This is a genomic window from Methylobacterium sp. Gmos1 (genome assembly GCF_053764715.1).
Window position 1 is genome coordinate 518,480 of record NZ_JBSNCC010000001.1, and the last position, 26,734, is coordinate 545,213.

27 protein-coding genes are annotated in these 26,734 nt (G+C 72.2%); 15 read left to right on the forward strand and 12 right to left on the reverse strand.

Annotated features, from left to right (window positions below; translation table 11 throughout):
* The first annotated feature begins 64 nt into the window (after positions 1-64).
* On the forward strand, positions 65-868 hold the full coding sequence (locus tag ACS5PV_RS02340; RefSeq protein ID WP_455393757.1) for an electron transporter: 804 nt from the start codon (positions 65-67) through the stop codon (positions 866-868).
* A 110-nt stretch (positions 869-978) separates the two neighbouring features.
* Positions 979-1,812 carry a 3-keto-5-aminohexanoate cleavage protein gene (locus tag ACS5PV_RS02345; protein WP_455393758.1) on the forward strand — a complete coding sequence of 278 codons (834 nt, stop codon included), beginning with the start codon at positions 979-981 and terminating at the stop codon, positions 1,810-1,812.
* Position 1,813: 1 nt separating this feature from the next.
* Here ACS5PV_RS02345 and ACS5PV_RS02350 read toward each other — a convergent pair whose 3' ends face one another.
* The 3 genes from ACS5PV_RS02350 to ACS5PV_RS02360 form a co-directional block, all read right to left on the reverse strand.
* Positions 1,814-2,917, reverse strand: coding sequence for a lytic transglycosylase domain-containing protein (locus ACS5PV_RS02350; RefSeq protein ID WP_455393759.1), 1,104 nt, complete (start codon positions 2,915-2,917; stop codon positions 1,814-1,816).
* A gap of 234 nt (positions 2,918-3,151) precedes the next feature.
* Positions 3,152-4,555 (reverse strand): DUF5666 domain-containing protein, encoded by a 1,404-nt coding sequence (locus ACS5PV_RS02355; protein WP_455393760.1) that lies wholly within the window; start codon positions 4,553-4,555, stop codon positions 3,152-3,154.
* An 11-nt stretch (positions 4,556-4,566) separates the two neighbouring features.
* Positions 4,567-5,424: a DUF6502 family protein gene (locus ACS5PV_RS02360; RefSeq protein ID WP_455393761.1), complete on the reverse strand. Its 858-nt coding sequence runs from the start codon at positions 5,422-5,424 to the stop codon at positions 4,567-4,569.
* Positions 5,425-5,570: 146 nt separating this feature from the next.
* Here ACS5PV_RS02360 and ACS5PV_RS02365 point away from each other — a divergent pair, with 146 nt between their 5' ends.
* The 3 genes from ACS5PV_RS02365 (at position 5,571) to ACS5PV_RS02375 (ending at position 6,874) form a co-directional block, all read left to right on the forward strand.
* On the forward strand, positions 5,571-5,774 hold the full coding sequence (locus tag ACS5PV_RS02365) for a hypothetical protein (protein ID WP_455393762.1): 204 nt from the start codon (positions 5,571-5,573) through the stop codon (positions 5,772-5,774).
* Between the two features lie 16 nt (positions 5,775-5,790).
* Positions 5,791-6,006, forward strand: coding sequence for a hypothetical protein (locus tag ACS5PV_RS02370; RefSeq protein WP_455393763.1), 216 nt, complete (start codon positions 5,791-5,793; stop codon positions 6,004-6,006).
* 100 nt (positions 6,007-6,106) lie between these two features.
* Positions 6,107-6,874 carry an outer membrane protein gene (locus ACS5PV_RS02375; RefSeq protein ID WP_455393764.1) on the forward strand — a complete coding sequence of 256 codons (768 nt, stop codon included), beginning with the start codon at positions 6,107-6,109 and terminating at the stop codon, positions 6,872-6,874.
* A 227-nt stretch (positions 6,875-7,101) separates the two neighbouring features.
* Here the strand turns inward: ACS5PV_RS02375 and aroQ are convergent, their stop codons facing one another.
* The 6 genes from aroQ to ACS5PV_RS02405 all read right to left on the reverse strand — a co-directional run bounded on the left by aroQ (position 7,102) and on the right by ACS5PV_RS02405 (position 12,802).
* Entirely contained in the window at positions 7,102-7,548 is a 447-nt protein-coding gene (aroQ, locus tag ACS5PV_RS02380) for a type II 3-dehydroquinate dehydratase (RefSeq protein ID WP_455393765.1), read from the reverse strand.
* 82 nt (positions 7,549-7,630) lie between these two features.
* Entirely contained in the window at positions 7,631-7,792 is a 162-nt protein-coding gene (locus ACS5PV_RS02385; protein ID WP_455393766.1) for a hypothetical protein, read from the reverse strand.
* A 283-nt stretch (positions 7,793-8,075) separates the two neighbouring features.
* A complete protein-coding gene (mmsB, locus tag ACS5PV_RS02390; protein ID WP_455393767.1) occupies positions 8,076-9,281 on the reverse strand; it encodes a multiple monosaccharide ABC transporter permease in 1,206 nt (401 codons plus the stop codon).
* Between the two features lie 5 nt (positions 9,282-9,286).
* Positions 9,287-10,873 (reverse strand): multiple monosaccharide ABC transporter ATP-binding protein, encoded by a 1,587-nt coding sequence (gene mmsA, locus ACS5PV_RS02395; protein WP_455393768.1) that lies wholly within the window; start codon positions 10,871-10,873, stop codon positions 9,287-9,289.
* Complete coding sequence (chvE, locus tag ACS5PV_RS02400; protein ID WP_455393769.1) at positions 10,873-11,937, reverse strand: multiple monosaccharide ABC transporter substrate-binding protein; 1,065 nt, start codon at positions 11,935-11,937, stop codon at positions 10,873-10,875. The genes mmsA and chvE overlap by 1 nt, the downstream gene beginning before the upstream one ends.
* Positions 11,938-12,043: 106 nt before the next feature.
* Positions 12,044-12,802 (reverse strand): SDR family NAD(P)-dependent oxidoreductase, encoded by a 759-nt coding sequence (locus ACS5PV_RS02405; protein WP_455393770.1) that lies wholly within the window; start codon positions 12,800-12,802, stop codon positions 12,044-12,046.
* 134 nt (positions 12,803-12,936) lie between these two features.
* On the opposite strand from ACS5PV_RS02405, the gene ACS5PV_RS02410 reads away from it, so the two are divergent.
* Genes ACS5PV_RS02410 through ACS5PV_RS02425 form a run of 4 tightly spaced genes read left to right on the forward strand, consistent with a single transcriptional unit; the run spans position 12,937 to position 16,812 of the window.
* Positions 12,937-13,719 carry a FadR/GntR family transcriptional regulator gene (locus tag ACS5PV_RS02410; protein ID WP_455393771.1) on the forward strand — a complete coding sequence of 261 codons (783 nt, stop codon included), beginning with the start codon at positions 12,937-12,939 and terminating at the stop codon, positions 13,717-13,719.
* Positions 13,716-14,738: an aldose epimerase family protein gene (locus tag ACS5PV_RS02415; RefSeq protein ID WP_455393772.1), complete on the forward strand. Its 1,023-nt coding sequence runs from the start codon at positions 13,716-13,718 to the stop codon at positions 14,736-14,738. The genes ACS5PV_RS02410 and ACS5PV_RS02415 overlap by 4 nt, the downstream gene beginning before the upstream one ends.
* Positions 14,735-15,610, forward strand: coding sequence for an SMP-30/gluconolactonase/LRE family protein (locus tag ACS5PV_RS02420; RefSeq protein ID WP_455393773.1), 876 nt, complete (start codon positions 14,735-14,737; stop codon positions 15,608-15,610). Before ACS5PV_RS02415 ends, ACS5PV_RS02420 begins: the two co-directional genes overlap by 4 nt.
* 2 nt (positions 15,611-15,612) lie before the next feature.
* Positions 15,613-16,812, forward strand: a complete 1,200-nt coding sequence (locus tag ACS5PV_RS02425; protein ID WP_455393774.1) for an FAD-dependent monooxygenase — start codon at positions 15,613-15,615, stop codon at positions 16,810-16,812.
* Between the two features lie 22 nt (positions 16,813-16,834).
* On the opposite strand, the gene ACS5PV_RS02430 is transcribed toward ACS5PV_RS02425, so the two are convergent.
* Positions 16,835-17,515: a nitroreductase gene (locus ACS5PV_RS02430; RefSeq protein WP_455393775.1), complete on the reverse strand. Its 681-nt coding sequence runs from the start codon at positions 17,513-17,515 to the stop codon at positions 16,835-16,837.
* A gap of 138 nt (positions 17,516-17,653) precedes the next feature.
* Between ACS5PV_RS02430 and ACS5PV_RS02435 the strand changes: the two genes are divergently transcribed.
* The 5 genes from ACS5PV_RS02435 (at position 17,654) to ACS5PV_RS02455 (ending at position 22,031) form a co-directional block, all read left to right on the forward strand.
* The gene (locus ACS5PV_RS02435; RefSeq protein WP_455393776.1) at positions 17,654-18,505 is read left to right on the forward strand and encodes a transporter substrate-binding domain-containing protein; all 852 of its coding nucleotides are present in this window, start codon (positions 17,654-17,656) and stop codon (positions 18,503-18,505) included.
* 175 nt (positions 18,506-18,680) lie between these two features.
* The gene (locus ACS5PV_RS02440) at positions 18,681-19,343 is read left to right on the forward strand and encodes an amino acid ABC transporter permease (RefSeq protein WP_455393887.1); all 663 of its coding nucleotides are present in this window, start codon (positions 18,681-18,683) and stop codon (positions 19,341-19,343) included.
* Positions 19,344-19,351: 8 nt separating this feature from the next.
* Positions 19,352-20,134 carry an amino acid ABC transporter ATP-binding protein gene (locus tag ACS5PV_RS02445; protein ID WP_455393777.1) on the forward strand — a complete coding sequence of 261 codons (783 nt, stop codon included), beginning with the start codon at positions 19,352-19,354 and terminating at the stop codon, positions 20,132-20,134.
* 11 nt (positions 20,135-20,145) lie between these two features.
* Positions 20,146-20,892, forward strand: coding sequence for an SDR family NAD(P)-dependent oxidoreductase (locus ACS5PV_RS02450; protein WP_455393888.1), 747 nt, complete (start codon positions 20,146-20,148; stop codon positions 20,890-20,892).
* Between the two features lie 68 nt (positions 20,893-20,960).
* A complete protein-coding gene (locus ACS5PV_RS02455) occupies positions 20,961-22,031 on the forward strand; it encodes an enolase C-terminal domain-like protein (RefSeq protein ID WP_455393889.1) in 1,071 nt (356 codons plus the stop codon).
* A gap of 166 nt (positions 22,032-22,197) precedes the next feature.
* On the opposite strand, the gene ACS5PV_RS02460 is transcribed toward ACS5PV_RS02455, so the two are convergent.
* Positions 22,198-23,031 (reverse strand): NAD-dependent epimerase/dehydratase family protein, encoded by an 834-nt coding sequence (locus ACS5PV_RS02460; RefSeq protein ID WP_455393778.1) that lies wholly within the window; start codon positions 23,029-23,031, stop codon positions 22,198-22,200.
* 288 nt (positions 23,032-23,319) lie between these two features.
* On the opposite strand from ACS5PV_RS02460, the gene ACS5PV_RS02465 reads away from it, so the two are divergent.
* Entirely contained in the window at positions 23,320-24,255 is a 936-nt protein-coding gene (locus ACS5PV_RS02465; protein ID WP_455393779.1) for an SMP-30/gluconolactonase/LRE family protein, read from the forward strand.
* Between the two features lie 55 nt (positions 24,256-24,310).
* Here the strand turns inward: ACS5PV_RS02465 and ACS5PV_RS02470 are convergent, their stop codons facing one another.
* Complete coding sequence (locus ACS5PV_RS02470; protein WP_455393780.1) at positions 24,311-26,593, reverse strand: PAS domain S-box protein; 2,283 nt, start codon at positions 26,591-26,593, stop codon at positions 24,311-24,313.
* Between the last annotated feature and the right edge of the window lie 141 nt (positions 26,594-26,734).

Sequence of the window (26,734 nt, forward strand, 5' to 3'; positions counted from 1 at the left end):
CGGTGATGCGCGGCCGCCCTATCTCGTCCGCGAGGGTGCGGCTTCCGGGCGGTCGAGGCAAGCGATGAGAGTTTCCGGCATCCGGCCCGCGCGCCTCGGCCTCGCAGCCCTCCTCGCTCTCCTCGCCCATCCGGCCGCGGCGGGGCTGTCGCCGAAGGACCTCTCGGGCGTCGCCCTGTCGCCGCCGCCGGGGGCGAGGGCGCCTCTCGATGCCGCCTTCACCGACAGCGCCGACGGACGGCGCCTGAGCCTCGGCGAGGCGCTCGCGGGGCGCCCGGCCCTGCTGATGCCCCTCGACTATGCCTGCCGCAACGTCTGCGACCCGATGCTCGCCGTCGCCGGCACGGCACTCGCCGCCACCGGGCTCGTGCCTGGCCGCGACTACCGGCTGGTGACGCTCGGCATCAACCCGCGTGCGGACTCCGCCGCCCGCGCCATGGTGGCCGAGCAGCTCGGCTCCGGGCCGCTCATCGCCGGCGCCGCGGTGCTGACCGGCGCGCCGGGCTCGGTCGAGGCGGTGACGCGGGCGGTCGGCTACACCTACGCCTACGACCGCGACACCGACTCCTACGCCCACCCCGCCGGCGCCCTGGTGCTGACCGGCGACGGACGCGTCGCCCGGGCGCTGTCGCCGCTGGCGATGACCGCCCGCGACCTGCGCCTCGCCCTGGTCGAGGCCGGCGACGGACGGGTTGGCGGCCTCGCCGACCGGCTCGTGCTGCTGTGCTACGGCTACGATCCGCAGACCGGGGTCTACACGCCCCTGATCCGCCGCATCCTCGCGGCGTCCGGCGCCGTCACGGTCGCGGGCATCGCCGGCCTGGTGCTGGTGCTGCACCGGCGCTCGCGCCGCACCACCGCTGCCTGACGTAACGTTCGTTTAACGGAGACCGCAGGTCCCCATGGGCGGCGGACGGCAGGTGGTGCAGACTGCGCCGCGCGTCGCGGGGGCGGCCGCCACACGGAACCGAGAGACAGATGGCCCTCCCCCTCGTCATCACCGTGGCGCCGAACGGCGCCCGCCGCACCAAGGCCGACCACCCGGCCCTGCCGATCGACCCGCGGGAGATCGGCCTCGAGGCCGCCCGCTGCCGCGAGGCCGGCGCCGCGATGATCCACCTGCACGTGCGGGACGCGGAAGCGCGCCACACCCTCGACCTCGACCGATACCGGGCGGCGCTCGCCGCCGTGCGCCGGGAGGCGGGGCCGGAGATGATCTGCCAGGTCACCACCGAGGCGGTCGGCCTCTACGGCCCGGCCGAGCAGATGGCGGCGATGCGGGCGCTCAAGCCCGAGGCGTTCTCGGTCGCCCTGCGCGAGCTCTTCGCCGAGCCGGAGGACGAGGGCGCTGCCGCCGACTTCCTCTCCGAGCAGGCCCGGGCCGGGGTGATGGTGCAGCACATCCTGTACGATGCGGGCGACGTCACCCGCTTCCAGGGCCTGGTGGCGCGGGGGCTGATCCCGCTCGACCGGGCGAGCGTCCTGTTCGTGCTCGGCCGCTACGCCGTCGGCCAGCGCTCGGACCCCGCCGACCTGCTGCCGTTCCTCGGCGCGTGGAATTCCGAGCACCACCTCGACCTGCCCTGGGGCTTGTGCGCCTTCGGGCCGCGGGAGGCGGCCTGCCTCGTCGCCGCGGCGGCGCTCGGCGGGCATGCCCGGGTCGGGTTCGAGAACAACCTGTGGCGGCCGGACGGCAGCCTGGCGCCGGACAACGCCGCGCAGGTGGCCGGCCTCGCCGCCCTGGCGCGCGCGGTCGGGATCGCCGTCGCCTCGCCCGCGCAGGCGCGGGCCCTGTTCGCCGGGGAGGGCTGAGTTACTGGCTGACCGCGGCGGCCGGCTCCGGCGCCACGGCGGCGGCGGTCTGGGGCACCGGCGGCGCGGGCTTGCGCACGACGAAGTGGCGGAACTCGACCGGGCGGCGCGGCGGCAGCGGCATCTTGGGGCCGGCCTCGGGCTCGGCCGGGGCGGCGGCCGGATCCAGGGCGGCGACCGTGGTGGTCGCCGTATTCGGCTGAGCCGCCGGCGCGGGAGACGCGGCGGGCGTCGCCGCGAGGCTGACCGTCTGGCCCGAGGTCGGGAACGGCAGGGCGGCGCTGCTGCCCGCATAGGCGAGGACCGGGCCGGCCGAGGGCGCCGGGGCGGCGTGGAACGCCAGGGAGGCGGGGCGGACCGGCGGCAGCGGCACGGTGACGACCGGATCGGCCTCGGCTGCCTGCGGCTGCACCTGCGCCGCCGCCGGCTGGTAGGCGGCGAGGGCCTGCGGGGCCGCGGGCGCCTGATTGGCCGCGGGCGCTTGGATGGCCGCGGGCGCTTGCGGAGCCGCCGGCGGCGGCAGGGTGTATTGCGGCGTCGGCTGGGCGACGGCGCTCGACAGGGCGGCGACCGACGGGTCGGCGGAGGCCGTGGCGGTGGCCGCCGTCTGGCGGGCGCCGAAGACGCTGCCGAGGAACTTGTTGAGCGGGTTCACCGGCAATTCGCGGACCGGCGGCGCCTCGAGCTCGGCCACGTCGGTGCGGATGCCCGCCCGCTTGGCGGCGTAGTAGTAGCCGCGGGCGTAGTAGCTGTAGGCCTGGGCCTCGTTGCCGTGCGCGGTCTTGTAGGCGCCGGCGAGGTAGGCGACGCCGTAGGTCAGGTTGATCTTGGCGTCGAGCAGGCCCGAGGCCGGGCCGCTGTAGCCCAGCGACCGGGCGGTGCCGTGCTTGATCTGCATCAGGCCCATCGCCCCGCCGCGGCCGACCGCGCGGGGATTGTAGCCGCTCTCCCGCTTCACCACCCGGTGGATGAAGCTCGCCGGGACGCCGTTGGCCTTGGCATGCGCCTCGATCAGCGCGTCGATGTTGTCGCGGACGGGGCTCACCTGCGCCGTGGCGGGGAGCGGCGCCGCGACGGCGACGGCGATGAGGAGGCGCTTGCGCATGCAGGACCTGCTGGAGGGGGCCAGTGCGCGGTCGCACCGACGGGAAGGCCCATCCTGCTCCGGTTCAAATACGGCGGGAAAGAGACTTGGCCGTTCCGGGGCCGAACTTGGCCGTTAACTCAACCGGAAAACGGTCAGGTTTCGCACTGCGGTGTGGCCCCACAGCCACAACGGCCAAGCTTCTTCGATCCTCCACAGCAGAATCGGACGGCGTGGTGATTCGGCTGATTCGCCTCAGCGCCGCCCGCCGCCGCCGAACCCGCCCCCGCCGCCCCCGAAGCCGCCGGGCCCCTCGCCGCCCGGCCGGCCGAACCCGCCTTGACCGCCGAAGCCGCCTTGACCGCCGAAGCCGCCCTGGCCGCCGAAGCCGCCCGGTCCTCCGAACCCGCCCTGGCCACCGAAGCGCCCCGTCCCCTCCCCGCCCGGCAGGCGCGGGTCGACCTCGCCGCGGCCCTGGCCGCCGAACGGCCCCTCCCCGCCCGGGCCGAAGGACCGGCCCGACGGACCCGGCCGCTCGCCCGGGAATCCGCCCTGGCCGCCGTGACCCGGGCCAGGATTTCCAGGGCCAAGATTTCCCCGGCCACGATTTCCAGGGCCATGACCGCCCGGCGCATGCCCCCCGGGCCCGCCCTGCCCCGGGCCGCCCCGCCCGGGTCCGCTCGGGGCCTCCTGCCCACGGTCCCCGCCGCGCCCGGCCGGGTCGGGCCTGAACCGCACGCCGTCGAGGTCGAGGCGGCCGCCGCGGCCGGCGCGGCCGTCGAGGATCGCGAGGCCGCCCCCGGTTGGCACGAGCCCGCCGCGGCCGGTGACCGCGTAGCCGGCGCCGGTGCGCAAGGCCCCGCCCTCGCGGGTTACGTAGGCCTCGATCGACAGGCGCCGCGCCTCCGCACCGAACGGCTCGGCCGCCGCGACCGCCCGGGCCACCGCGAGCCGGCCGCCATCGAGCCTCCCCTCCGCCACCGCCCGGCCGCCGGCGAGCGCCGGGTCGAGGCCGGTGAGCGGCAGGTTGCCGATCCGCAGGGCGCCGCCCGGCCCGCGCCGCACCGGGCCGGCGACGAGGTCCGGCGCGGTTCCGGCCGGGTCGATCCGGCTCGCCGCGATGCTGCCGTCGGGCCGGCGCAAGCCGCTCACCGCCACCCGCTCGCCGACCTTCGGCCGCGGCATCTCGGGCGGCAGCCCGGCGGTGGCGACCGCCTGGCCGAGCACCGTCAGCCGGTCGGGCGCGACGCGCTGCACCGGGCCGACCACCTCGTGGATCACCGCGATGCCGGCGGTGGACAGCCCGCCCTCCCCCGGAGCCGCCAGGGCGCGCACCACTTGGCCGACGCGCAGGTCCTCGACCCGGGCCGGGCGCCCGTCGACCGTCACCGGCACGTCGGCCGGGTAGGCGATGCGCAGGTCGTTGACGATGATGCTGCCGAAGCCCCGGATGGTGCCGACGACGCCGGTGCCGCCGATGCCGCGGTCGCCCTCCTCGTCGGTCCCGGGCCGGATGCCGGTGCCGCCGATCCCCTGGTCGAGGATCTTGTCGCCGGCGGCACGCACGGGTCCCGCGACGGCGAGCCAGCTCGCGCCGGAAAGGAGGCGCAAGGTCCCCCGCAGGAGGCCGCGTCTGGTGACGGAGGTCGCGCGTCGCACGGGCCCCACCCTCACGCCTTCGGCCCGGGCCGGGGCGGCGCCTGCATCGGGGCCTGCGGCGCATCCTCGGAATAGATGTAGATGCCGAAGTTCCAGCGCGCCTCGCCGCCCGGATCGGTCTCGCAGGCCGCGTGCGCCTCGCGGTTGGCCTGCTGCAGCGCCTCCATGGCGATCTCCCGCGCCCGTCCCTCCAGCCGCCGCGCCAGCTCGGGCGACAGCCCGTCGTAATGCACCGCGCGCTCGAAGAAACGCGGCTTCTCCTCCAGGATGTTGGTGACCGCGGCCGCAATGTGGTCGTGGAGGTTGCGTCCGAAATAGTAGAGCTGCTGGCTGCCGCCGCCGCTCGGCAGGAAGGCGGCCTCGGCGAGCACGATGCGCTCCTGGTCGTCGAGTGTCACGAGCCCGCGGTCAAGCCATTCGTCGAGCACCGCCCGCGGGCGCAGGTCCCGGGTCACCGAGGCGACCAGGCTCTCGAAGGACGGCCCGCTCTCGGCCACCCGCGGCAGGGCCTTCGGCCGGCCGTCGGCCTCGGTGAAGTCGGGTGCGGCGACCCAGCGGGCGATGATGCGGCTGGTGCGCGAGACCGCGGCCGGCACCGCGCTCACCGGCGCGCCGGCGCCGCGCAGGCGGCGCACCTCCTTGCGGTGGATGCCGGTGAGCAGGCTGACCCGGCTGTCGGTCTGGTCCTTGCCGGGCAGGGCGAAGTCGTACTCGGCGACGTTCACGTAGAGCTCGCGCAGGAGATCGGTCAGCGCCGGGAAGGTGATCCCGCTGCGCACGAACAGGCGCACCAGCGGGCGCAGCAGCCGGGCGAGCGGGGCCTGCAGCGCGCCGGCATCCGGCGGCAATCTCGGGGTCGGCTCTGACATCACGATCGTTGTAGCGGAGGCGCCGTGGGACACAATCCCACGAAAGCGCGGCGCAAGGCGTTTTCCAGTTGACGTGGGAATTTTGCCCACATAGAGGAATGGACGTGGTCAGATTTCCCACGCCGTCAGCCGCCACAGGAAACCCGATGGCTCATCCGCTCCCTCTCCGCTGTGCCTCCGACGAGCCCTTGCGGATCCCCGCCAGCCCGCGCCGCCGGACGCCGTCGCGCCTGCCGGTGGCGATGCTGGTGCGCGGTCTCGCGGTCGTCGCGGGGCTCGGGATGCCGGTGGCGGCAGCGACCCTGGCCGACCTCGCCCATCCCGCCCCCACGCTATCCCCCGCCCGCTGACACAGGAGTTCGTCCGATGCTCGAGGCCCTGCGCAGCGACCGGTCCCATCCCGCTCCCCTCGGCCGGGCCTTCCCGGCCCCGGAGATCGACGCGGACCGCCCCGCTCTCCGCTCCCGGCGCGAGCCGGCCGACGGCGGCGAGGCCCTGATCGTCGCCGCCCTCTGCCTCGTGATCGGCGGCGCGATCCTGCTGGTCGCCCTCCAGGCGATCTGCATCGTCCAGAACCTCTGACCCCGGTTCGGACGCAGGCCGGCACGACGCCGGCCGAGACTGACGGCCCGGACGGTGTCCCGCCCGGCTCCTCCCCGAAGATCCACGCACGGTTTCCCCGATGATCAGATCGACCGAAGCGCTCGGCCTCGCCGGCGCGCTCGCCCTCGCGGCTGCCCTCACGGCCGCGTCGCCGGCCTCCGCCGCCGACCTGCCGCGCCGCGCCGCGCCGCCGCCGGCCTTCACCCCCGTCCCGGTCTTCACCTGGACCGGCTTCTACGCCGGCGTGAATGCCGGCGCGGGCTTCGGCGGCGGGGGCGGCACCTTCACGGACACCACCTACGGCACCGTGACCCCGGGCAGCCGCGACGCCGCCTTCGTCGGCGGCGGCCAGATCGGCTACAATTACCAGTTCACGCCGGGCTCCGGCTTCGTCGTCGGCGTCGAGGCCGACATCCAGGGCACCACCTTCGGGCGCGCCCGCAGCGGCCTCGTCGGCACGACGACCTTCTACGACGTGGGTCCGAGCCTCGACTGGTTCGGCACGGTGCGCGGCCGGATCGGCTACGCCTTCGACCGCTTCCTGGTCTACGGCACCGGGGGCTTCGCCTATGGCGGCGGCAGTACGCCGACGAACGCCTCGTACTATACCGGGACTTTGCCCGACACCTTCCGCACCGGCTGGACTGCCGGCGGCGGCGTCGAATACGCCATCACCGAGCGCCTGAGCGCCCGGATCGAGGCGCTCTACGTCAGCCTCGACCGCAACGGCGGCAGCGGCGGCCTCGTCTACGACACCGCCACCAACGCCTATTACGGCCTCGGCAAGCCCAAGGCGGATTTCGGCGTGGTGCGCGCCGGCCTGAACTACCGGTTCTCGACCGACTGAGATCCCCCCAGCATCAGGATGGTCGAGAGGGCCGGGGGCGGGCGACCGCCTCCGGTCCACCTGATTTCGGCTCGCGGCGGATCACCGATCGATCCCGCAGGTCGCGGCGAGGGAGGACGGGCGCCGCATCAGCTCGTCGGTGTCGGGAGCGCTGATCAATCTCGCCCCGTTGTCTAATTATGCGGGTAGCCGCGAACTCCCGTGGCGAGTCGAACGGACGCGGCGCCTCACCCCTTCGCGTCGATCAGCTGCGCCACGCGGCGCAACGCCAGCCCGTACCCTTGCGTGCCGAGGCCCGCGATCACCCCGTCGGCGCGCAGCGAGACGTAGGAGTGATGGCGAAACGCCTCGCGCTTGTGGACGTTCGAGATGTGCACCTCGATCACCGGCGCCTCGAAGGTGTTGAGCGCGTCGAGGATCGCCACCGAGGTGTGGGTGAAGGCCGCCGGATTGATGACGATCCCGCCGGCGGTCTCGCGCGCCTCGTGGATCCAGTCGATGATCTCGTACTCGCGGTTCGACTGGTGGAAGCGGATCTCGAGGTTGAGCTCGCCTGCGAGGGCCCGGCAGGCTGCCTCGACGTCGGCGAGCGTCTCGCTGCCGTAGATGTGCGGCTGGCGCTTGCCGAGCAGGTTCAGGTTCGGGCCGTTCAGCACGTAGACGAGGCGGCTCATGGCGGGGCTCCTTGACGCGGTGTCTCGCGTGTCCGGCCGCCGTTAGGGCGCGTTTCGCGGGCGCGCGTCAACGGGGTCCGCGCTACCCTTCCGCCTTGTCGCCCTGCCCCTGCTTGGCACCGCCGGCCGGATCGGTCGCGTCCTCGCCCCCGGGCTCCGGCGCGTCGCGCCCTTGCGGCGTCAGGCGCGGCCGGCTGATCGCGTCCTCGTCGACGCCGGGGGGCTGGGTCTTGGGCTCGGACATGGGATGCTCCCGGGGAGTTTGTGTCCGGGGGCAACGCCGTGCGGGTGGGTCGGTTCGCCAAGTCAGGCGGGCCGGATCCTCGCGACGATGGTCTCGCCCTTCGCGTCATATCCCGGGGCCGCGAGAGCGGAACCCGGGATGACATCGCGGATGGAATGGCCGCTAGAGTACTTCACGATCGCGTTGCAATCGCGAAGCTCTCTAAGCACTTGTTTTGCCGCATTTTCTTCGACGAACCGGTATCCACTTCGTCGGAAAATGCTCTAGCTGGAAGCAGGCACCCCTACCGCTTGCGATAATACTGGTCGATGCTCACCGCACCCAGCAGCACCAGCCCCTTGATGACCTGCTGGTAGTCGATGCCGATGCCGAGGATCGACATGCCGTTGTTCATCACGCCCATGATCAGCGCGCCGACCACCGCGCCCGTGACCTTGCCGACGCCGCCGGACGCCGAGGCGCCGCCGATGAAGCAGGCGGCGATGACGTCGAGCTCGAAGCCGAGGCCCGCCTTCGGGGTCGCGGTGTTGAGGCGGGCGGCGAAGATCAGGCCGGCGAGCGCGGCGAGCACCCCCATGTTGACGAAGGTGAGGAAGGTCAGGCGCTCGGTGTTGATGCCCGAGAGCTTGGCCGCCTTCTCGTTGCCGCCGATCGCGTAGACTCGCCGGCCGATCACCGTGCGGCTCGTCACGAAGCGGTAGAGCAGGATCAGGGCGAACATCACGATCAGAACGTTCGGCAGGCCGCGATAGGTGGCGAGCCAGGTGCTGAAGGCGACGATGATTGCGGCCACCAGCGCGTTCTTGAGCACGAAGGCGGCGATCGGCTCGGGCGTGAAGCCCTGGCGCTGCTGGCCGAGGCGCCGGCGCAGGTTCGAGCCGACGAGGATGACCGCGAGTGCCACGCCGACGAGGACCGAGGTGATGCGCAGCGAGCCGCCGGTGACGACGTCCGGGATGAAGCCGGAGCTGAGCTTCTGGAAGTCGGGCGGGAACGGCCCAACCGACTGGCCGGCGAGCAGCGCCAGGGTCAGGCCCTTGAACACCAGCATCCCGGCGAGGGTGACGATGAAGGACGGGATGCGCAGATAGGCCACCCACCACCCCTGCGCCGCGCCGATGATCCCGCCGGCGACGAGGCAGAGCAGCGTGGCCAGGAGCGGGTGCAGGCCCATCTGCACCATCAGCACCGCGGCGAGCGCGCCGATGAAGCCCGCGGTCGAGCCGACCGACAGATCGATGTGCCCGGCCACGATGACGAGCAGCATGCCGAGCGCCATCACCACGATGTAGCTGTTCTGCAGCACAAGGTTGGTGAGGTTGAGCGGGCGCAGCAGCGCCCCGTCGGTGAAGAACTGGAAGAAGATCACGATGCCGACGAGGCACAGGATCATGCCGTAGTCGCGCAAGGAGCCGGAGAAGGCCTTGGCGTTGAAGCCCGCGACCGTCGTAGGACCCGGCGCCTGGAGGGGGGTTGCGGTGTCGCTCATGGCGTTCAGTGTCCTCCCGAGGTGACGATGGCCCGCATGATCGCCTCCTGCGAGGCCTCCGCCGCGGGTAGCTCGCCGACGATGCGGCCCCGGTTCATGACGAGGATGCGGTCGCACATCCCGAGCAGCTCGGGCATCTCCGAGGAGATGATGAGCACGCCCTTCCCCTGCCGGGCGAGGTCGTTGATGATCGCGTAGATCTCGTACTTGGCGCCGACATCGATGCCGCGGGTCGGCTCGTCGAGGATCAGCACGTCCGGGTCGGCGAAGAGCCACTTGCTCAGCACGACCTTCTGCTGGTTGCCGCCCGACAGGTTGACGGTCGCCTGGTCGATGCCCGACGAGCGGATCCGCAGGCGCTCGCGATAGCGCTCGGCGACCGCCCGCTCCCGGTCCTCGTCGATCACGCCGCGGCCTGAGACGCTCGGGAGATTGGCGAGCGAGACGTTGGTGCGGATGTCCTCGTGGAGCACCAGGCCGTAGCCCTTGCGATCCTCGGTGGCGTAGGCGAGGCCGGCGGCGATCGCCTTCTCGACGCTCGACAGATCGGCGGGCTCGCCCCTCAAGCGCGCCTCGCCGGCGACGCGGGTGCCGTAGGCGCCGCCGAACAGGCTCATGGCGAACTCGGTCCGCCCGGCGCCGAGCAGGCCCGCCATGCCGACGACCTCGCCGCGGCGCACGGTGAGGCTCACATCCTCCACCGCCAGCCGGTCGGGATGGAGCGGGTGGCGCACGCTCCAGCCCCTGACCTCGAGCAGCCTCTCGCCGATCGCGACGCCCTCCCGCGGCGGATAGCGGTGGGCGAGGTCGCGCCCGACCATGCCCTTGATGATCCGGTCCTCGTTGAGCTTTCCGTCGGGCCCGAGCATCGCCTCGCGCGGCAGCGTCTCGACGCTGGCGCCGTCGCGCAGGATCGTGACGCTGTCGGCGACCCGGGCGACCTCGTTGAGCTTGTGCGAGATCAGGATCGAGGTGATGCCCTGCTGGCGAAACGCCTCCAGCAGGGTCAGCAGCCCGTCGCTGTCGCTCTCGTTGAGGGAGGCCGTCGGCTCGTCGAGGATCAGGAGCCGCACCCGCTTCGAGAGCGCCTTGGCGATCTCGACGAGCTGCTGCTTGCCGACGCCGAGATCGGTCACCAGGGTCTCGGGCGCCTCGCTCAGGCCGACCCGGGCGAGGAGATCGCGGGTGCGCCCCATCACCTGGGGCCAGTCGATCACGCCGAGGCGCGAGGCCGCCTCGTTGCCGAGAAAGATGTTTTCCGCGATCGACAGGAGCGGCACCAGGGCGAGTTCCTGGTGGATGATGATGATGCCAAGCGCCTCGCTGTCGGGGATGCCGGAGAAGCGCCGCACCTGCCCATCGAACAGGATGCTGCCGTCGTAGGAGCCGGCGGGGTAGACCCCGCTCAGCACCTTCATCAGGGTCGACTTCCCGGCCCCATTCTCGCCGCAGACGGCATGGATCTCGCCGGCGCGGACGGCGAGGGTGACGTTGTCGAGCGCCTTGACGCCCGGGAACGCCTTGGTGATGCCGCGCATCTCCAGGATCGGGGATGCGCCCGGCACCGCCGCCGAGGCCAGGGACGCCGCCATCACTTGACCTGCTGGGCCTTGTAGTAGCCGCTGTCGATCAGCGTCTTCTGCCAGTTGTCCTTGTCGACCGCGACGGGTTTGAGCAGGTAGGACGGCACCACCTTGACGCCGTTGTTGTAGGTCTTGGTGTCGTTGACCGGGACCTCGCGGCCGGTGGAGATCGCGTCGACCATGTCGCTCGTGACCTTGGCGAGCTCGCGGGTGTCCTTGAACACCGTCATGCTCTGCTCACCGCGCACGATCGACTTGATCGAGGGCAGCTCGGCGTCCTGGCCTGTGATGATCGGCAGCGGCTGGTCGGGCGAGCCGTAGCCGACGCCCTTCAGCGACGAGATTATGCCGATCGAGATGCCGTCGTAGGGCGAGAGCACCGCGTCGACGCGCTTGTTGCCGTAGAAGGCCGACAGCAGGTTGTCCATGCGGGCCTGGGCCGCCGCGCCGTCCCAGCGCAGGGTCGAGACCTTGTCCATCCCGAGCTGCTTGCTCTGCACGACGAGCTTGCCGGACTCGATGTAGGGTTTGAGCGCCGACATCGCCCCGTCGTAGAAGAAGTAGGCGTTGTTGTCGTCGGGCGAGCCGCCGAACAGCTCGATGTTGAACGGCCCCTTGCCGTCCTTCAAGCCGAGCTTGTCGACGATGTAGCTGCCTTGCAGCACGCCGACCTGGAAGTTGTCGAAGGTGGCGTAGTAATCGACGTTCTTCGAGCCGCGGATCAGGCGGTCGTAGGCGATGACCTTGATCCCGCGCTCGCTCGCCTGCTGGAGCACGTCCGACAGGGTGGTGCCGTCGATCGCCGCGATCACCAGCACCTTGGCGCCGGTGGTGATCATGTTCTCGATCTGCGACAGCTGGTTGGGGATCTCGTCCTCGGCGTATTGCAGGTCGGCGGTGTAGCCCTTGTCCTTGAGCGCCTGGACGAGGCCCTGGCCGTCGGCGATCCAGCGCGCCGAGGACTTCGTCGGCATCGCGACGCCGACCTTGCCCTTCTGCTGGGCGTGGGCGGGCGAGGCGAGCATCGCGGCGGCCACCAGGGCCCCGCCGATGAGGGCGGCGAACGACTTCATGTTTCCTCCGGGGATCCCCGCGTCTTGGTCGCGCGGGGGTGTGGGCCGTCCAGAATCTCGGTCGCGGGGGCCGGCGGGCCCCCAAGAAATCTTACACCAAGAAATCCTACACCCAGCCGCCGTCGACGACGTAGTGCTGGTTGGTGCAGGCGCCGGCCTCCTCCGAGGCGAGGAAGACGGCGAAGCGCGCGACGTCCGCCGGCACCAGCTTGCGCTTGAGGCACTGGCGTTCGTTGATCTCGGCGTCGGATTCCGGTGTCACCCAGAGGGCGAGCTGGCGCTCGGTCATGATCCAGCCCGGCGCCAGCGCGTTGACGCGGACGCCGAACGGCCCGAAATCCCGGGCGAGCGAGCGGGTGAGCCCGATCACGCCGGACTTGCAGGCGGTGTAGGCGGCCATGCCGCCCTGGCCGATCATCCACGAGACCGAGCCGAAATTGACGATCGCGCCGGCGCCCTTCGCCTTCATGTCGGGCAGCACGGCTTGCGCCGCGAAGAACTGGTGCTTGAGGTTCACCGCGATGCGGCCGTCCCAGTAGGCCTCCGTCACCTCCTCGGTGGCGTGGCGCTCGTCGTGGGCGGCGTTGTTCATCAGCACGTCGACCGGGCCGAAGCGGTCGCGGATCCGCCCGATCGCGGCCTTCAGCGCCGGAATGTCGGTGACGTCGGCGTGCTCGAACGCGACGTCGAGACCCTGCCCCTCGAGCTCGGAGGCGAGCGCCCGCGAGGGCTCGTCCGCGATGTCCAGGAAGCCGACCCGCGCCTTCTGCCGCGCGAAGTGCCGGACCAGCTCGGCCCCGATGCCGGAGCCGCCGCCCGTCACCACCACGACCTTGCCCGCAAGGTCCGGATAGATTGCCGCCAACGCTTCCTCCCTGAAGCCCGTCGGATCGCTCGACGCACTGAAAATCATTTAATATGACTATTCCAGTGGCCCGGCCCTTATCGCGGAATCCTGCCGCGCGGGCAAGAGGCGAAAAACCGCGGGAGGATGCAACCTTGGATGAATTGCGCGCCGCAACCGTGCCACCGCCCGGCCCGGGTCACGCCCGGGTCGCGCGGGCGCTCGGCACCGGCATCGTCGGCGGGCGCTACCCGCCGGGCGACGTGCTGCCGGGCGAGCCGGTCCTGCTCGCGCAGTTCGGCGTGTCCCGCACGGTGCTGCGCGAGGCGATCAAGACGCTCTCGGGCAAGGGCATGATCGAGGCCCGCACCCGGGTCGGCACACGGGTGCGCGAGCGGTCGGCCTGGAACCTGTTCGACCGCGACGTGCTCGCCTGGACCATCGAGGCCGGGATCGACGCGCGCTTCCTGCACGACCTCGCCGAGATCCGCCTCGCCATCGAGCCGGCGGCGGCGGCGCTCGCCGCCGCGCGCCGCACCGCCGCCGACCTCGACACCCTCGATGCGTGCGTCGCCGCGATGCGGGCGGCGCCCGGCCTCGACCCGGCCTTCGCCCGGGCCGACGTGGCGTTCCACCTCGCCCTCGCCGACGCCTCCGGCAACCTGTTCATGCACTCGGTCGGCGCGGTGACCGAGGCGGCGCTCGACGTGCTGTTCCACTTGAGCCGCCCCACCGACCCGCAGGCGCACGACGTCGCCTGGCGCACCCACGCGGCGATTGCGGCGGCGATCCGCGCCGGCGACGCCGCGGCCGCCGCGGCGGCGACCGAGGCGGCGGTGCGCGACGGGCTGAAGAACAGCGAAGCGGCGGTGGAGAGGGCGCCGCGGGCGCCCTACCCTAACGCGAGCGAGCCATGCGCCCGAAGGAGCCCGGCATGAACGACACTGGCCCCCTCCCGGCCCCCGCCCCCGTCGGCACGATGCCGGACGGCAGCCCGATCCTGGAGGCGCGCCTCGAGGGCGAAGGGCTGGCGGTCTCGGTCATGAGCCTCGGCGCGGTGCTGCGCCGGCTCGACCTCCACGGCCGCCCGATGGTGCTCGGGCGCGACGATCCGCACGACTACGTGGAAAAAACCCCGCAATTCGGCGCGCTCGTCGGGCGCTTCGCCAACCGCATCGCCGGCGGACGCTTCACCCTCGACGGCACGGCCTACGAACTGCCCCGCAACGAGGCGGGCCGCACCCACCTGCATGGCGGCGTGCGCGGCTTCTCGCGCCGCAACTGGACCTTCACGGAGGTCGGCCCGCGGGCGGTCACGCTGACCTACCGGGCGGCCGATGGCGAGGAGGGCTATCCGGGGGCGCTCACCGTGTCCTGCACCTACGCCATCACCGGCCCCGGCACCCTGCGCACCACGCTCACGGCGACCACCACCGCGCCGACGATCGTCAACCTGACGAACCACAGCTACTTCAACCTGCTGCTGCCCCTCGCGGGCTTTCCGGCCCCGACGATCGACGACCACGTGATCGAGATCCCGGCGGATTCCTACCTTCCGGTCGACGAGGCGCAGATCCCGACCGGGGAGGTCGCCCCGGTCGCCGGCACCCGCTTCGACCTGCGCGCGCCGACCCGCATCGGGGCGCAAGCCTTCGACCACGCCTTCGTGCTCGGGCGCGAGACCACCCGCGAGCCCCGTCCCGTCGCCCGGGTCACGGCGGCGGGCAGCGACGTGGCGCTGACGGTGCTCGCGACCGCCCCGGCTTTGCAGTTCTACGACGGCACGCAGCTGGCCAAGGCCGGCCTCGGCTACGCCGCCCGCTCCGCGATCTGCCTGGAGCCCGAGGCGTTTCCGGACGCGCCGAACCACCCGGGCTTCCCGAGCGCGGTGCTTCGCCCGGGCGAGACCTACCGCCAGATCATCGAATACCGCTTCACCAGGGAGACCGCCCGATGAGCGGCTGGGCCGGCATATTCTGCGACCATGCCTGCATCCTGGGCGAGGGGCCGGCGGCGCATCCCGGCCTCGGCCGGCTGTACTGGCTCGATATCCTCGGCAAGCACCTCGCCGAGCGCCCGTTCGCGGGCGGCGGCACGATCCTCCACGACCTGCCGGTGATGGCCTCGATGGTGGCGCGGGTCGACGACCACACCCAGCTCCTCGGCGCCGAGGACGGGCTGTACCTGCGCGACATCGCCACCGGCCGCCTGCGGCTGCTGACGCCGCTCGAGGCCGACCGGCCGGAAACCCGCTCCAACGACGGCCGGGTGCACCCGAGCGGCGCGCTCTGGCTCGGCACGATGGGGCGGGAGGCCCAGAAGGGCTTTGGCGCGATCTACTGGTTCTTCCGCGGCGAGGTCAGGCTGCTGTTCTCCGGCCTCACCATCCCGAACGCCATCGCGTTCTCGGGCGACGGCACCGTCGCGACCTTCGCCGATTCCGAGGCCGGCACGATCTGGCGCATCGCCACCGACCCGGCGACCGGCCTGCCGGTGGGTGAGCGCCAGTTCTTCGTCCAGGTCCCGGCCTCCGAGGGCGCCCCGGACGGCGCGGTGTTCGACGAGGAGGGCCTGCTCTGGAACGCCCGCTGGGGCGGGGCGAGCCTCGACGCCTACGCGCCGGACGGCACGCGGGTGCGCAGCATCGCGATGCCGGCGCGCCAGGTGACCTGCCCGGCCTTCATCGGCGAGGGCGCCGACACGCTGGTCGTCACCTCGGCGACGGAAGGCCTCGACCCGGACCGCACCGACGACCGCTTCGCCGGGCGGACCTTCACGGTGCCGGTGAAGGTGAAGGGGCGGTTCGAGCCCGCCGTGCGGGTGGAGTAGCCGTGGCCCGCCGCGTCCTCATCACCGGCGCCAGCATCAGTGGCGCTACCGCCGCCTGGTGGCTCGGCCGCGCCGGCTTCGACGTCACGGTCGTCGAGCGCGCCCCCGCCTTCCGGGACGGCGGCCAGAACGTCGACGTGCGCGGCATCGGCCGCACGATCCTGCGCGAGATGGGGCTGGAGCGGGCGGCGCTCGAACGCGGCACCGGCGAGGAAGGCACGGCCTGGGTCGACGCCGCCGGCCGGCCCGCGGCGCGCTTCATGGCCGGGGACACGGCGGGCGACGGGCCGACCGCCGAGATGGAGATCCTGCGCGGCGACCTCGCGCGCCTGCTCTACGAGGCGAGCAGCGACCGCGCCGCCTACCGGTTCGGCGACGCCATCGCACAGGCCGGGGAGGACGGGACCGTGACCTTCGCGTCCGGCGAGACCGCGCGCTACGACGCCGTGATCATCGCCGAGGGCGTCGGCTCCGCGACCCGCGAGCGGGTGTTCCCGGGCGAGAACGACCCGCGCTGGATGGACCTGACGATCGCCTACTTCACCGCTCCCCGCACGCCCGCCGACGACCGGCTCTGGCGCTGGTACAACGCGCCCGGCAGCCGCAGCGTGTCGCTGCGGCCCGACCCCTGCGGCACCACCCGGGCGATGCTCTCGGTCCACGGCCCGCTGCGCGAGGCGCAGGGCTGGGACGTCGCCCGCCAGAAGGATTTCCTGCGCGAGCGTTTTCGCGATGCCGGCTGGGAGGCGCCGCGGGTGCTGGCCGCCCTCGACGACACCGACGACTTCTACTTCGACGTGCTGCGCCAGGTGCGGATGCCACGCTGGTCGCGCGGCCGCATCGCGCTCACCGGGGACGCGGCCTGGTGCGTGACGCCGCTCGCCGGCATCGGTGCCACGCTGGCGATCACCGGAGCGCGGGTGCTCGCCGGGGAACTCGCCCGCGGCGACGACGTGCCGGACGCGCTCGCGGCCTACGAGCGGGCGATGCGCCCGATAGTGTCGCAGGCGCAGGGCGTGCCGAAGATCGCGCCACGCCTGATGCATCCGCGCACGCGGGCCGGCATCCGCGTGCTGCATGGGGCCTTGTGGGCGGCGAGCCTGCCGGCGCTGCGCGGCGTGGCGGGGAAGCTGTTCGGGGGATCGCTGGAGGAGCCGGACCTGTCGCGCTATACGGAGGGGCGGACCGAAGCGGTCGCGTGAGCGCGAGTGGACGGCCCAGGCCTCAATCGCCGTGGAACACCGTATACGCCTCGACCGGCTCCCGCTCGGCCCGCAAGCCGTTCACCGGCTCCTCGGGATCGGCAATGCCGAGCGCCATGCCGCACACCACGATCTCGCTCTCCGGGATTCCGAGCTGCTCGCGCACCATTGCCGGGTAGCTCGCGATCGCTGCCTGCGGGCAGGTGTCGAGGCCGCGGCCGCGGGCGGCGAGCATCAGCGTTTGCAGGAACATGCCGTAATCGAGCCAGCTGCCCTGCTCCATGTCGCGGTCGATGGTGAAGACGAGGCCGACGGGGGCCCCGAAGAACGTGAAGTTGCGGCCCATCTGGTGCTTGGCGCCCGCCTTGTCGCCCTTCTCGATTCCGGCAAGCCCGTAGAGCTGCCAGCCGAGCGCCCGGCGCCGGCCGAGATAGGGCTCGCGCCAGTTGACCGGGTAATACTCGTATTCCCGCGCCTCCGGCGCGTCGCCCTCGTGCGCTGCCGTGAGGGCGACCGTGAGGCGCCGCAGGGCTTCGCCGGTGACGACGTGGACCCGCCAGGGCTGGATGTTGCTGCCGCTCGGCGCCCGGCCGGCCAGCGCGATCAGCTCGCGGATCGTCGCCTCCGGCACCGGATCGGGCCGAAAGCCCCGGACGCTGCGCCGGCTGACGATCGCCGCGTCGACGGCGTTGCGCTCGGTCATGGTCGTCTCCCCTGCAAGATCTTTGTGTGAGGCCTTGGGCCGATTCCCCGGATTAGATCACCCTACCCCGTGGCCTCTGGCCCGCCACGTGCTAAGCGCGGCTGCGAGGAACGCGCATCGAGAGAAGGAAACGTCGTGATGCTGTCACGCAGATCGCTGGCAGGCCTGGTGGGGGTCGGCTCCGTGGCGGCGGGGGCGGCCGCCTCCGCGCTCGTCACCCCGGCCCAGGCGCAGGACGCCTCGGAGAGCGCCTTCGACCGGATCCGCCGGACGAAGAAGCTGCGCACCGCGGCGGTGGCCGGCGGGGCGCCGTACTACCAGAAGGACATCGCCACGGGTCAGTGGCGCGGCTTCTACGTCGACATGGCGAAGGCGCTCGCCGCCGAGCTCGAGGCGGAGCTGGAACTGTCCGAGACCACCTGGGGCAATTCGGTGCTCGACCTCCAGGCCAACAAGATCGACCTGTTCTTCGGCCTCAACCCGACTCCGAAGCGGGCGCTGGTGGTCGACTTCTCGGTGCCGGTGTTCAGCAACGCCTTCACGGTCGTCGCCAAAAAGGGCTTTTCGCCCAAGACCTGGGCCGAGCTGAACAGCCCGGACGTCAAGCTCGCGGTCGATGTCGGCTCCTCGCACGACGCCGTGGTGACCCGGCTCTGCCCGAAGGCCCAGGTGGTGCGCTTCAAGTCGGCCGACGAGGCGACGCTGGCGCTCTCGACCGGCCGGGTCGACGCGCAATGCCTGATCCTGATGCTGGCGATGACCGTGCTGAAGAAGAACTCGGGCCTCGGGCAGTTGGTGGTGCCGAACCCGGTCTTCGCCACCACCTCGAATGCCGGCTTCCGGCGCGAGCGCGACAAGACCCTGCGCGACTTCGTCAACACCTGGATCGACTACAACAAGGGCCTCGGCTTCATCCGCCAGACCATCGTGTCGAACATGGAGCTGGTGGGCGTGACCGAGGCCGACATGCCGGCCGGCGTCTCGCTGTGAGCCGCCAGGGCCGCGGAGCGGCCGGAAGCCTGATACCCCTTCCGGAAGATCACTTCCGGAAGGGGTATCACCAGCCCGCGCGGCGCTTGAGCGAAGCCGAAATCCGTATCGCGAAGCGATCAACCGGATTTCGTATGAAGCGGCGCGGAGCGGCCCGAGAGGGTTGAAGTCTGACATGTACACCTGGGATTTCGGCTCGCTCTGGACCTACCGCTGGCTGTTCCTCCAGGGGCTCGGCGTCACCGCGTCCTTCACGGTCGCGATCGTGGTGATCGGGCTCCTGGTCGGCCTGGCCGCGGGTCTCGCCAAGCTCTCGCCCGTCGCGCCCCTGCGCTGGCTCTCCAACGCCTACATCGAGGTGTTCCGCTGCACCCCGCTCCTGGTGCAGCTGGTGTGGTTCTACTACGCCCTGCCGATCCTCGCAGGGATCGAGATCTCGGCGATCGGCGCCTCCGTGCTGGCGTTGTCGCTCTACGGCGGCTCGTTCTACGCCGAGATCATCCGCGGCGGCATCGTGTCGATCGACCGCGGCCAGGGCGAGGCGGCGGCGGCGCTCGGCATGACCCCGGGCCAGAGCCTGCGCCGGATCATCCTGCCCCAGGCGCTCAAGCGCATGGTGCCGCCGCTGATGAACCAGTCGATCATCCAGTTCAAGAACACCTCGCTCGTCTCGGTGCTGGCGGTTCCGGACCTCCTGTACCAGGGCCAGGTCGCGGCGCATGACAGCTACCGCCCGCTGGAGATCTACACCCTCGTGGCGGTGATGTACTTCGCGGCGCTCTACCCCCTCACCTGGATCGTGCGCCGGGGCGAGCGGCGCCTCGCCACGAGCGATTGAGAGCCGCCATGGCCGAGAATCCAAAGATCGCGATCACGCATCTCGCCAAGAGCTTCGGGGCGAACGCGGTGCTGAAGGACGTGTCGCTCGCCGTACCGGCGGGCGGTGTGGTGGCGCTGATCGGGCCGTCGGGCTCGGGCAAGTCGACGCTCTTGCGCTGCATCAACCTCCTGGTGGTGCCCGATGCGGGCGAGGTCCGGGTCGGGGACGACGCGTTCCGGTTCGGTCCGGGCACGAGATTGCCGGGCACCAAGGCGATGGCGCGGTTTCGCGCCGGGACCGGCATGGTGTTCCAGCACTTCAACCTGTTTCCGCACCTCACGGCGCTCCAGAACGTCATGGAGGGGCCGCGCACCGTGCAGCGCCTGCCGAAGGCGCAGGCCGAGGCGCGGGCCCGCGCGCTGCTCGCCAAGGTCGGCCTCGCCGACAAGGCCGAGCAGTATCCGAGCCGCCTGTCGGGCGGGCAGAAGCAGCGCGTCGCCATCGCGCGGGCGCTCGCCATGGAGCCCGAGGTGATGCTGTTCGACGAGGCGACCTCGGCCCTCGACCCGGAGCTGGTCGGCGAGGTGCTGGGCGTGATGCGGGCGCTCGCCGCCGACGGCATGACCATGGTGATCGTCACCCACGAGATCGCCTTCGCCCGCGAGGTCGCCGACCGGGTGGTCTTCCTGCGCGACGGCGTCGTAGTCGAGGAGGGCCCCGCCCGCACCCTGATCGACGCGCCGCAGCATCCCGACACCCGCGCCTTCCTGGCCCATTTCCACCGCCGCGGCGAAGCGGTGGCGCCGTGACCCACCTCGACATGACCCGGGTCACCCTGGTCACGGGCGCCGGCAGCGGCATCGGGCGCGCCACCGCGCTGGCGCTGGCCGCCCCCGGCCACGGCCTCGTGCTGCATAGCGGACGCAACGCCACGGGCCTCGCCGAGGTGGCCGAGGCCGTCCGCGCCCGGGGCGCCCCGGTCGCGACCTGGCTCGGCGACCTCGCCGACCCCGAGACCGGCCCGCGCGGCGTGCGGCTCGCCGCCGAGACCTTCGGGCGCCTCGATGCGGTCGTGGCCGCCGCCGGCAAGGCGCAGAGGGGCGGCGCGCTCGCGCTCGATCCCGGCAGCCTCGCGGGCGCGCTCGCTTTCTCGGCGGAGTCGTTCCTGCGCCTCGCGCAGAGCGCGACGCCGCTGCTGCGGGCGGGCCGCGCGCCGCGGATCGTCGCGGTGTCGTCCTACGTCGCCCACCTCTACCGGGCCGATCTCGGGCTGTTCTCCGCCTCCTCCGCCGGCCGCGCGGCGCTGGAAGCCCTGGTACGGAGCCTCGCCCGCGAGCTGGCGCCTGACGGCATCACCGTCAACGCCGTGGCGCCGGGCCTGACGCGCAAGGATCCGGGCCGCGCCGGAGCCCTGTCGGCGCAGGCGATCGCGACGCTCGAATCCGCCATTCCGCTGGGGCGCCGCGCCGATCCGGCGGAGATCGCCGGCGTGATCGCCTTCCTGGCCTCGCCGGCGGCGTCCTACGTCACCGGCCAGGTCGTCCACGTCGACGGAGGGCTCACGTGAGCCACGTTCTCACCGACCCGCTCGTCGTCGAGCACCTGCGCGTCGTCCTGATCGAGAGCCCGATCAAGATGGCCCGCCGCCAGGGCGTCGGCGACGTCAAGGGCACGGTCAAGCGGGTGCTCCTGCGCTTGACGACGCGCGAGGGGATCGTCGGCTGGGGCGAGGCCGCCCCCTGGCAGGTGTTCACCGGCACGGCCGAGGGCGCCTTCTCGGCCCTCGACACCTATCTGCGCCCGCTGATCCTCGGCCGCTCGGCGCGTCACGTCCGGGCGCTCGCCGCCGACCTCGACCGGGCGCTCACCGGCCACACCGACGCCAAGGCGGCGGTGGAGATGGCGCTGTTCGACATCCTCGGCCGCGCCACCGGGCTCTCGGTGGCCGAATTGCTAGGCGGCCGGGTGCGGGACCGGATCCCGCTCTCGTTCTCGATCGCCGATCCGGACTTCGAGGCCGACCTCGCCCGCATGCACGCGATGACGGCGGACGGACACCGGCTGTTCAAGGTGAAGACCGGGGTGACGTCGCATGCCGAGGACTTAGGCCATCTCGAGGCGATGCGGGCGGTCTTCGGCGACGCCATCGATCTCAGGGTCGACTACAACCAGGCGCTGGCGCCGTTCGGGGCGTTGCGGACCTTGCGCGACGTCGAGGCCTTCCGGCCGACCTTCATCGAGCAGCCGGTGGCGCGCCGCCATCTCGACGCGATGGCGGAGCTGACCGCCGCCCTCGACACGCCGATCCTCGCCGACGAGAGCTGCTTTGACGCCGCCGACGCCCTTGAGGTCGTGCGCCGCCGGGCCGCCGACGCGGTCTCGGTGAAGCTGATGAAGTGCGGCGGCATGCTCAAGGCGCAAGGCCTGATGGCGATCGCCGAGACCGCCGGCCTGCCGGGCTACGGCGGCACCCTGTGGGAGGGCGGCATCGCGCTCGCCGCCGGCACCCAGCTCATCGCGGCAACGCCCGGCATCTCGCTCGGCTGCGAGTTCTACATGCCCCATCACGTGCTGACCGAGGACGTGCTGGAGGCCCGCGTACCGGTCGAGGCCGGGGAGGTGGTGGTGCCGCAGGGCCCCGGGCTCGGGATCGCGGTGAGCGAGGCGGCGATCCGGGAGAATGCGCGGGTGCTGGCCGAGGCGTGAGGCGACCGAGGCGGAATGCGCGCGGCAAGCCCCTTATCTCAGGGGCTGCGCGCGCAAAACCCTCCCCCGGTCCGGTGCGGGCACGACCGGCCTCGGCACGTGGATGCGGAGCTCGGGCTCGCCCGAGTTCCGTGTGGTTGGGGGGTTGCGCGGCGGCGTCAGCGCCTCACCCGGCCCGCCCCGGCCGCTCCGCCTGCGGCGTGTAGTCCATCGTCGTGAAGCTGCCGCCCTGAAGGGTGCGGGCGACCGGGTCGAGGGGGTTCTCCCGGGCCAGGATCTCCTCGGCCCAATCCTCCGCCGACTGGGTCGGCCGGTAGCCGATCAGAGCGGCCGCCGCGCTGTTGTCCCAGTAGCTGCGCGGGTTGTCGGAAGCACCCCAGACCGCGACGTAGCCGGGGATCGGCGCCGCGATGCTGCGCAGCACGAGCTGGGCGAGGTCGTCGTGGCCGAGCCAGGTCGAGAGGTGGCGGAACTCCGTCGGCCGCGGCAGGGCGCTGCCGATGCGGATCGCCACCCCCTCGATGCCGTGCCGGTCCCAGTACATCTGCCCCATCAGCTCGCCCCAGGCCTTGCTCAGGCCGTAGGCGCCGTCGGGCCGGAACGGCGCGTCGATGGCGAGCCGGTCGTTCACCGAATGCATGCCGAAGGCGTGGTTGGAGCTGGCGAACACCACGCGGCGCAAGCCGTGGCGGCGGGCGCCCTCGTAGACGGCCTGGAGGGCAACGAGATTGTTCTCGATCACCTCCGGCATCGGTTTCTCGACGCTGGTGCCGGCCATGTGGACCAGGACCTCGGTCCCTTCGAGCAGCCGGTCGACGGCGTTAGCGTCGCGCAGGTCGCCGGTCGTCACGGTCTCGGATTCCGAGAGCGGCACCAGCGCCGCCGGACCGCCACCGGAGCGCAGGATCACCCCGGCATCGAGGAGCCGCGGCCGCAGCACCGCCCCGATCTGCCCGCCCGCCCCCGACAGGGCGACCCGGATTCCCGCTGCCTGGCTCATGCATCCTCCCGCTTCGTTGGTGTTGGTGCCCCGGACGGTGCGGGGTCACGCCCCATCATCGGGGAGCGACGGCCCGTCGTCGAGGATCGTCGCGACACGGTGGGCGCGCGCTTGCCAGCGGCCGGCCCGTCGCGGCTCGCGGCGGCCAGGATGCCGGGAGGGCGCTCGGCCCCCTTGTGGCGCGCCGAATGCCGCTGCCGGCGGGCGCGCTGAACCGGACCACCTTGCATCGGGCGCGGCGGACCGCGATGGTCCGCCGCCAGAAGAAGCGACAGGAGGACTGCCCCCGTGTGGACGCCGACGACCCGGTACCCCGACCCCGCCGTCGAGGTCATCGACCCCTCCTTCGCCCGCTACCGGGTGTTCAGCGCCGGGGTCGAGCGCCTCGCCACCGGCTGCCGCTGGAGCGAGGGGCCGGTCTGGTTCGGCGACGGGCGCTACGTCCTGTGGAGCGACATCCCGAACAACCGCATCCTGCGCTACGACGAGGAGAGCGGCGCGGTCTCGGTGTTCCGCAAGCCGTCGAACTTCGCCAACGGCAACACCCGCGACCGCCAGGGCCGCCTCGTCACCTGCGAGCATGGCGGCCGGCGGGTGACGCGCACCGAGTACGACGGTGCCATCACGGTGCTGGCCGAGTCCTACGAGGGGAAGCGCCTCAACTCGCCCAACGACGTGGTGGTGGCCTCCGACGGCGCGGTCTGGTTCACCGATCCGCCCTTCGGCATCCTCGGCAACTACGAGGGCGAGCGCGCCGAGCCGGAATCGCCCCAGAACGTCTACCGCCTCGACCCGGAGACCGGGGTGCTGGCGGCGGTGGCGACCGACCTCGCCGGGCCGAACGGCCTGTGCTTCTCCCCCGACGAATCGATCCTCTACCTCGTCGAGTCGCGGGCGCAGCCCAACCGCCGCATCCTCGCCTACGACGTCGCCGGGGGGCGCCTGATCAACCAGCGGGTCCACATCGATGCCGGCCCCGGCACGCCGGACGGCTTCCGCTGCGACACCGACGGCAACCTGTGGTGCGGCTGGGGCATGGGCGACGACGCCCTCGACGGGGTGATGGTCTACAACCCCGAAGGCCGCCTGATCGGCCGCATCCGCCTGCCGGAGCGCTGCGCCAACGTCTGCTTCGGCGGCCGGCACCGCAACCGGCTGTTCATGGCGGCGAGCCAGTCGCTCTACGCGCTCTACGTCGACGCGCAGGGCGTGGCCGGGGGGTGAGGCCTCAAGGCCGGCGAGGGGCCGTGGGCGGCCCCTCGCCGGCCCATTCGCTCGGCTAGGCCGCCGCCGTCAGCCTCGCGACGGCGCCGACGATCTGCCGGAGCTGGAACGGCTTCTCCAGCCGCTCGACGCCGACGAACTCGGCCGGGATCACCTCGGCGTCGTACCCGGTCGTGAACACGAACGGGATGCCGCGGTCCTTCAGCGTCTCGGCCAGCCTGAACGACGGACCCGAACCGAGGTTGATGTCGACCACGACGGCATCGGGGCGCTGCCCGTCGAGCTCCGCCCGCGCATCCTCCTCGGTCGCGCACGGGCCGGCGACCTCCGCACCCGCGCCCTCGAGAGCCCGGGCGGCATCCGTCGCGAGGTAGAAGTCGTCTTCCACCACCAGGACACGGCGACCCGTGAGATCCGGTCCAACCGTCATGTCGAGGGCTCCTCCAAACACCGTCATGCGCTGCGGCGCGCCCGTCTCGAGAATGCTGGCGCCGTCCCTGAGCGGGAATCCCAGATGACAGCGGGCGCCACCGGGCCCGATCGTCAGCCTGCCCCGCCCGCGCAGCTCGTAGGGGATGCGCCCCTCGATCAGCTCGCTGTCGAAGCCCCGCCGGCGGGGCGCGTCCCGGGTCGGTCGCGGGCGCCCGAGCCCCCCTTCCTCCGACCAGTCGAAGGCGAGCCACGGGCCGCCGCGCCTCTCGACGACGGTCCAGCGGACAGTGACCTTGCCGTCCGGGGTCGACAGGGCGCCGTACTTGAGGGCGTTGGTGGCCAGTTCGTGCACGGCGAGCGTCAGCACCTCCGCGGCCTTGGGCGAGAGCGCGACGTCGGGTCCTTCGAGGTCGTACTGTCCCGCGTGCTGCGCCTGGGCGCTCACCTCGTCATGCACGATGCCGGCGATCGCCACGCTGGCATTCGCCGCGCGGGTGAGGAGCGCCTGCACCCGGGCGAGGGCGAGCAGGCGGCCCATCATCAGCTCGGCGTAATCCGGCACGCTGGCGGCCCGCTCGCCGGTGCGCCGGGTCACCGAGCGGATCATCGCCATGATGTTGCGCACCCGGTGCTGGAGCTCGGCCAGCAGGACGGCCGAGTGCTCGGCGGCGAGCCTGGCCTCGGTCACGTCCTCGACGATGCCGCCGATGCGCGGGATATGGCCGTTGTCACGCAGCGGAAAGTCGGTGTGCCTGATCCACCGGAAGGCGCCGTCCGAGGGACGCCGGATGCGGAACTCGTGCACCACCGCCTCGCCCGCGCGCGCCGCCTCCAGGTGGTCGAGGGCGACGTCGCGGTCGTCCGGCACGATCAGGGCGGCCCAGCGCGTCACGTCGCCGAGAAGGATTGCGGCATCCACGCCGTAGATGGTGGCGACGGCGGGGCTCACGAACTCCATCGCCAGCGTGGCCGCATCCCTGATCCAGAGGCCTGCGGCGGACGCCCTGGCGAATTGCTGGAACCGCTCCTCGCTCTCGCGCAACGCCACCTCGGCGCGCTTGCGATCGTCGACGTCGATATTCACGCCCACCCACGTCTCGATCGCCCTGCTCGCATCGAGCACGGGCGCGGCGCGGACATTGGTCCAGCGCCACCGGCCGCCCGGGGCATGAAGGCGGAACTCGGCGTTCACGAGCCCGCGCGCCGCGATCGCTTCCCGCCATTGCCGCTCGGCGTAAGCTCGGTCCTCGGGGTGGATCGCGTCCAGCCACCCGTAGCCGAGCCATTCTGCGAGGGTCTGGCCGGTATAGGCCCGCCAGCTCGGGCTGTCGGCGACGACGACGCCGTCGGGATCGGTCTCCCACACCGCCTGCGCCCAGCTCTCGATCAGGAGACGGTGCCGGACCTCGCTCGCGCGAAGGGCTTGCTCCGCCAGGTGCTGTGCCGTCGTTTCCTTGAGGGTCCAGAGAACGCCGGCCACTCGCCCGGTCTCGTCGCGGACCGGCACGTAGTCGACGTCGAACCAGGCATCGCCGAGGCGGCCGTCGCGCAGGACGGGGTAGCGTTGTCCGACGTGCCGCGTCGCCTCTCCGGCCATGCCGGCCGCGAGGTCACCGGCGAAGACGCCCCGGGAGCGGGCGAACGTCTCGTGGACCGACTGCCCCAGGGCGCGGACGCGATGCTCCCTGAGCAGGTCGGCGAAGCGATCGTTGTAGAGGTGGATCGCCTCTTCCCCCCAGACGAGGCTCATCATGCTGGGCGAACACAGCATCAGGTCGACGATGGTCTTCAGGCTCTGCGGCCAGCGCGCGATCGGCCCGAGCGGGGTCGCTGCCCATTCGAACGAGCGGATCAGCGCGGCGATCTCGCCGTCGCCGTGCGGCCATAGATCTCGCGTTCGCGGCATGCAGCCAGGACACAAGATCGAATGCTCAAGTCAATTGATAAATGTTATTTTCAGTCTGCGATCCTTGATCGGAGCCGGATCTTGGCACCCGGCGACCTTCTTTCACCCTCGACAGCCCTTCGCAGGACCGGGATGGCGGGA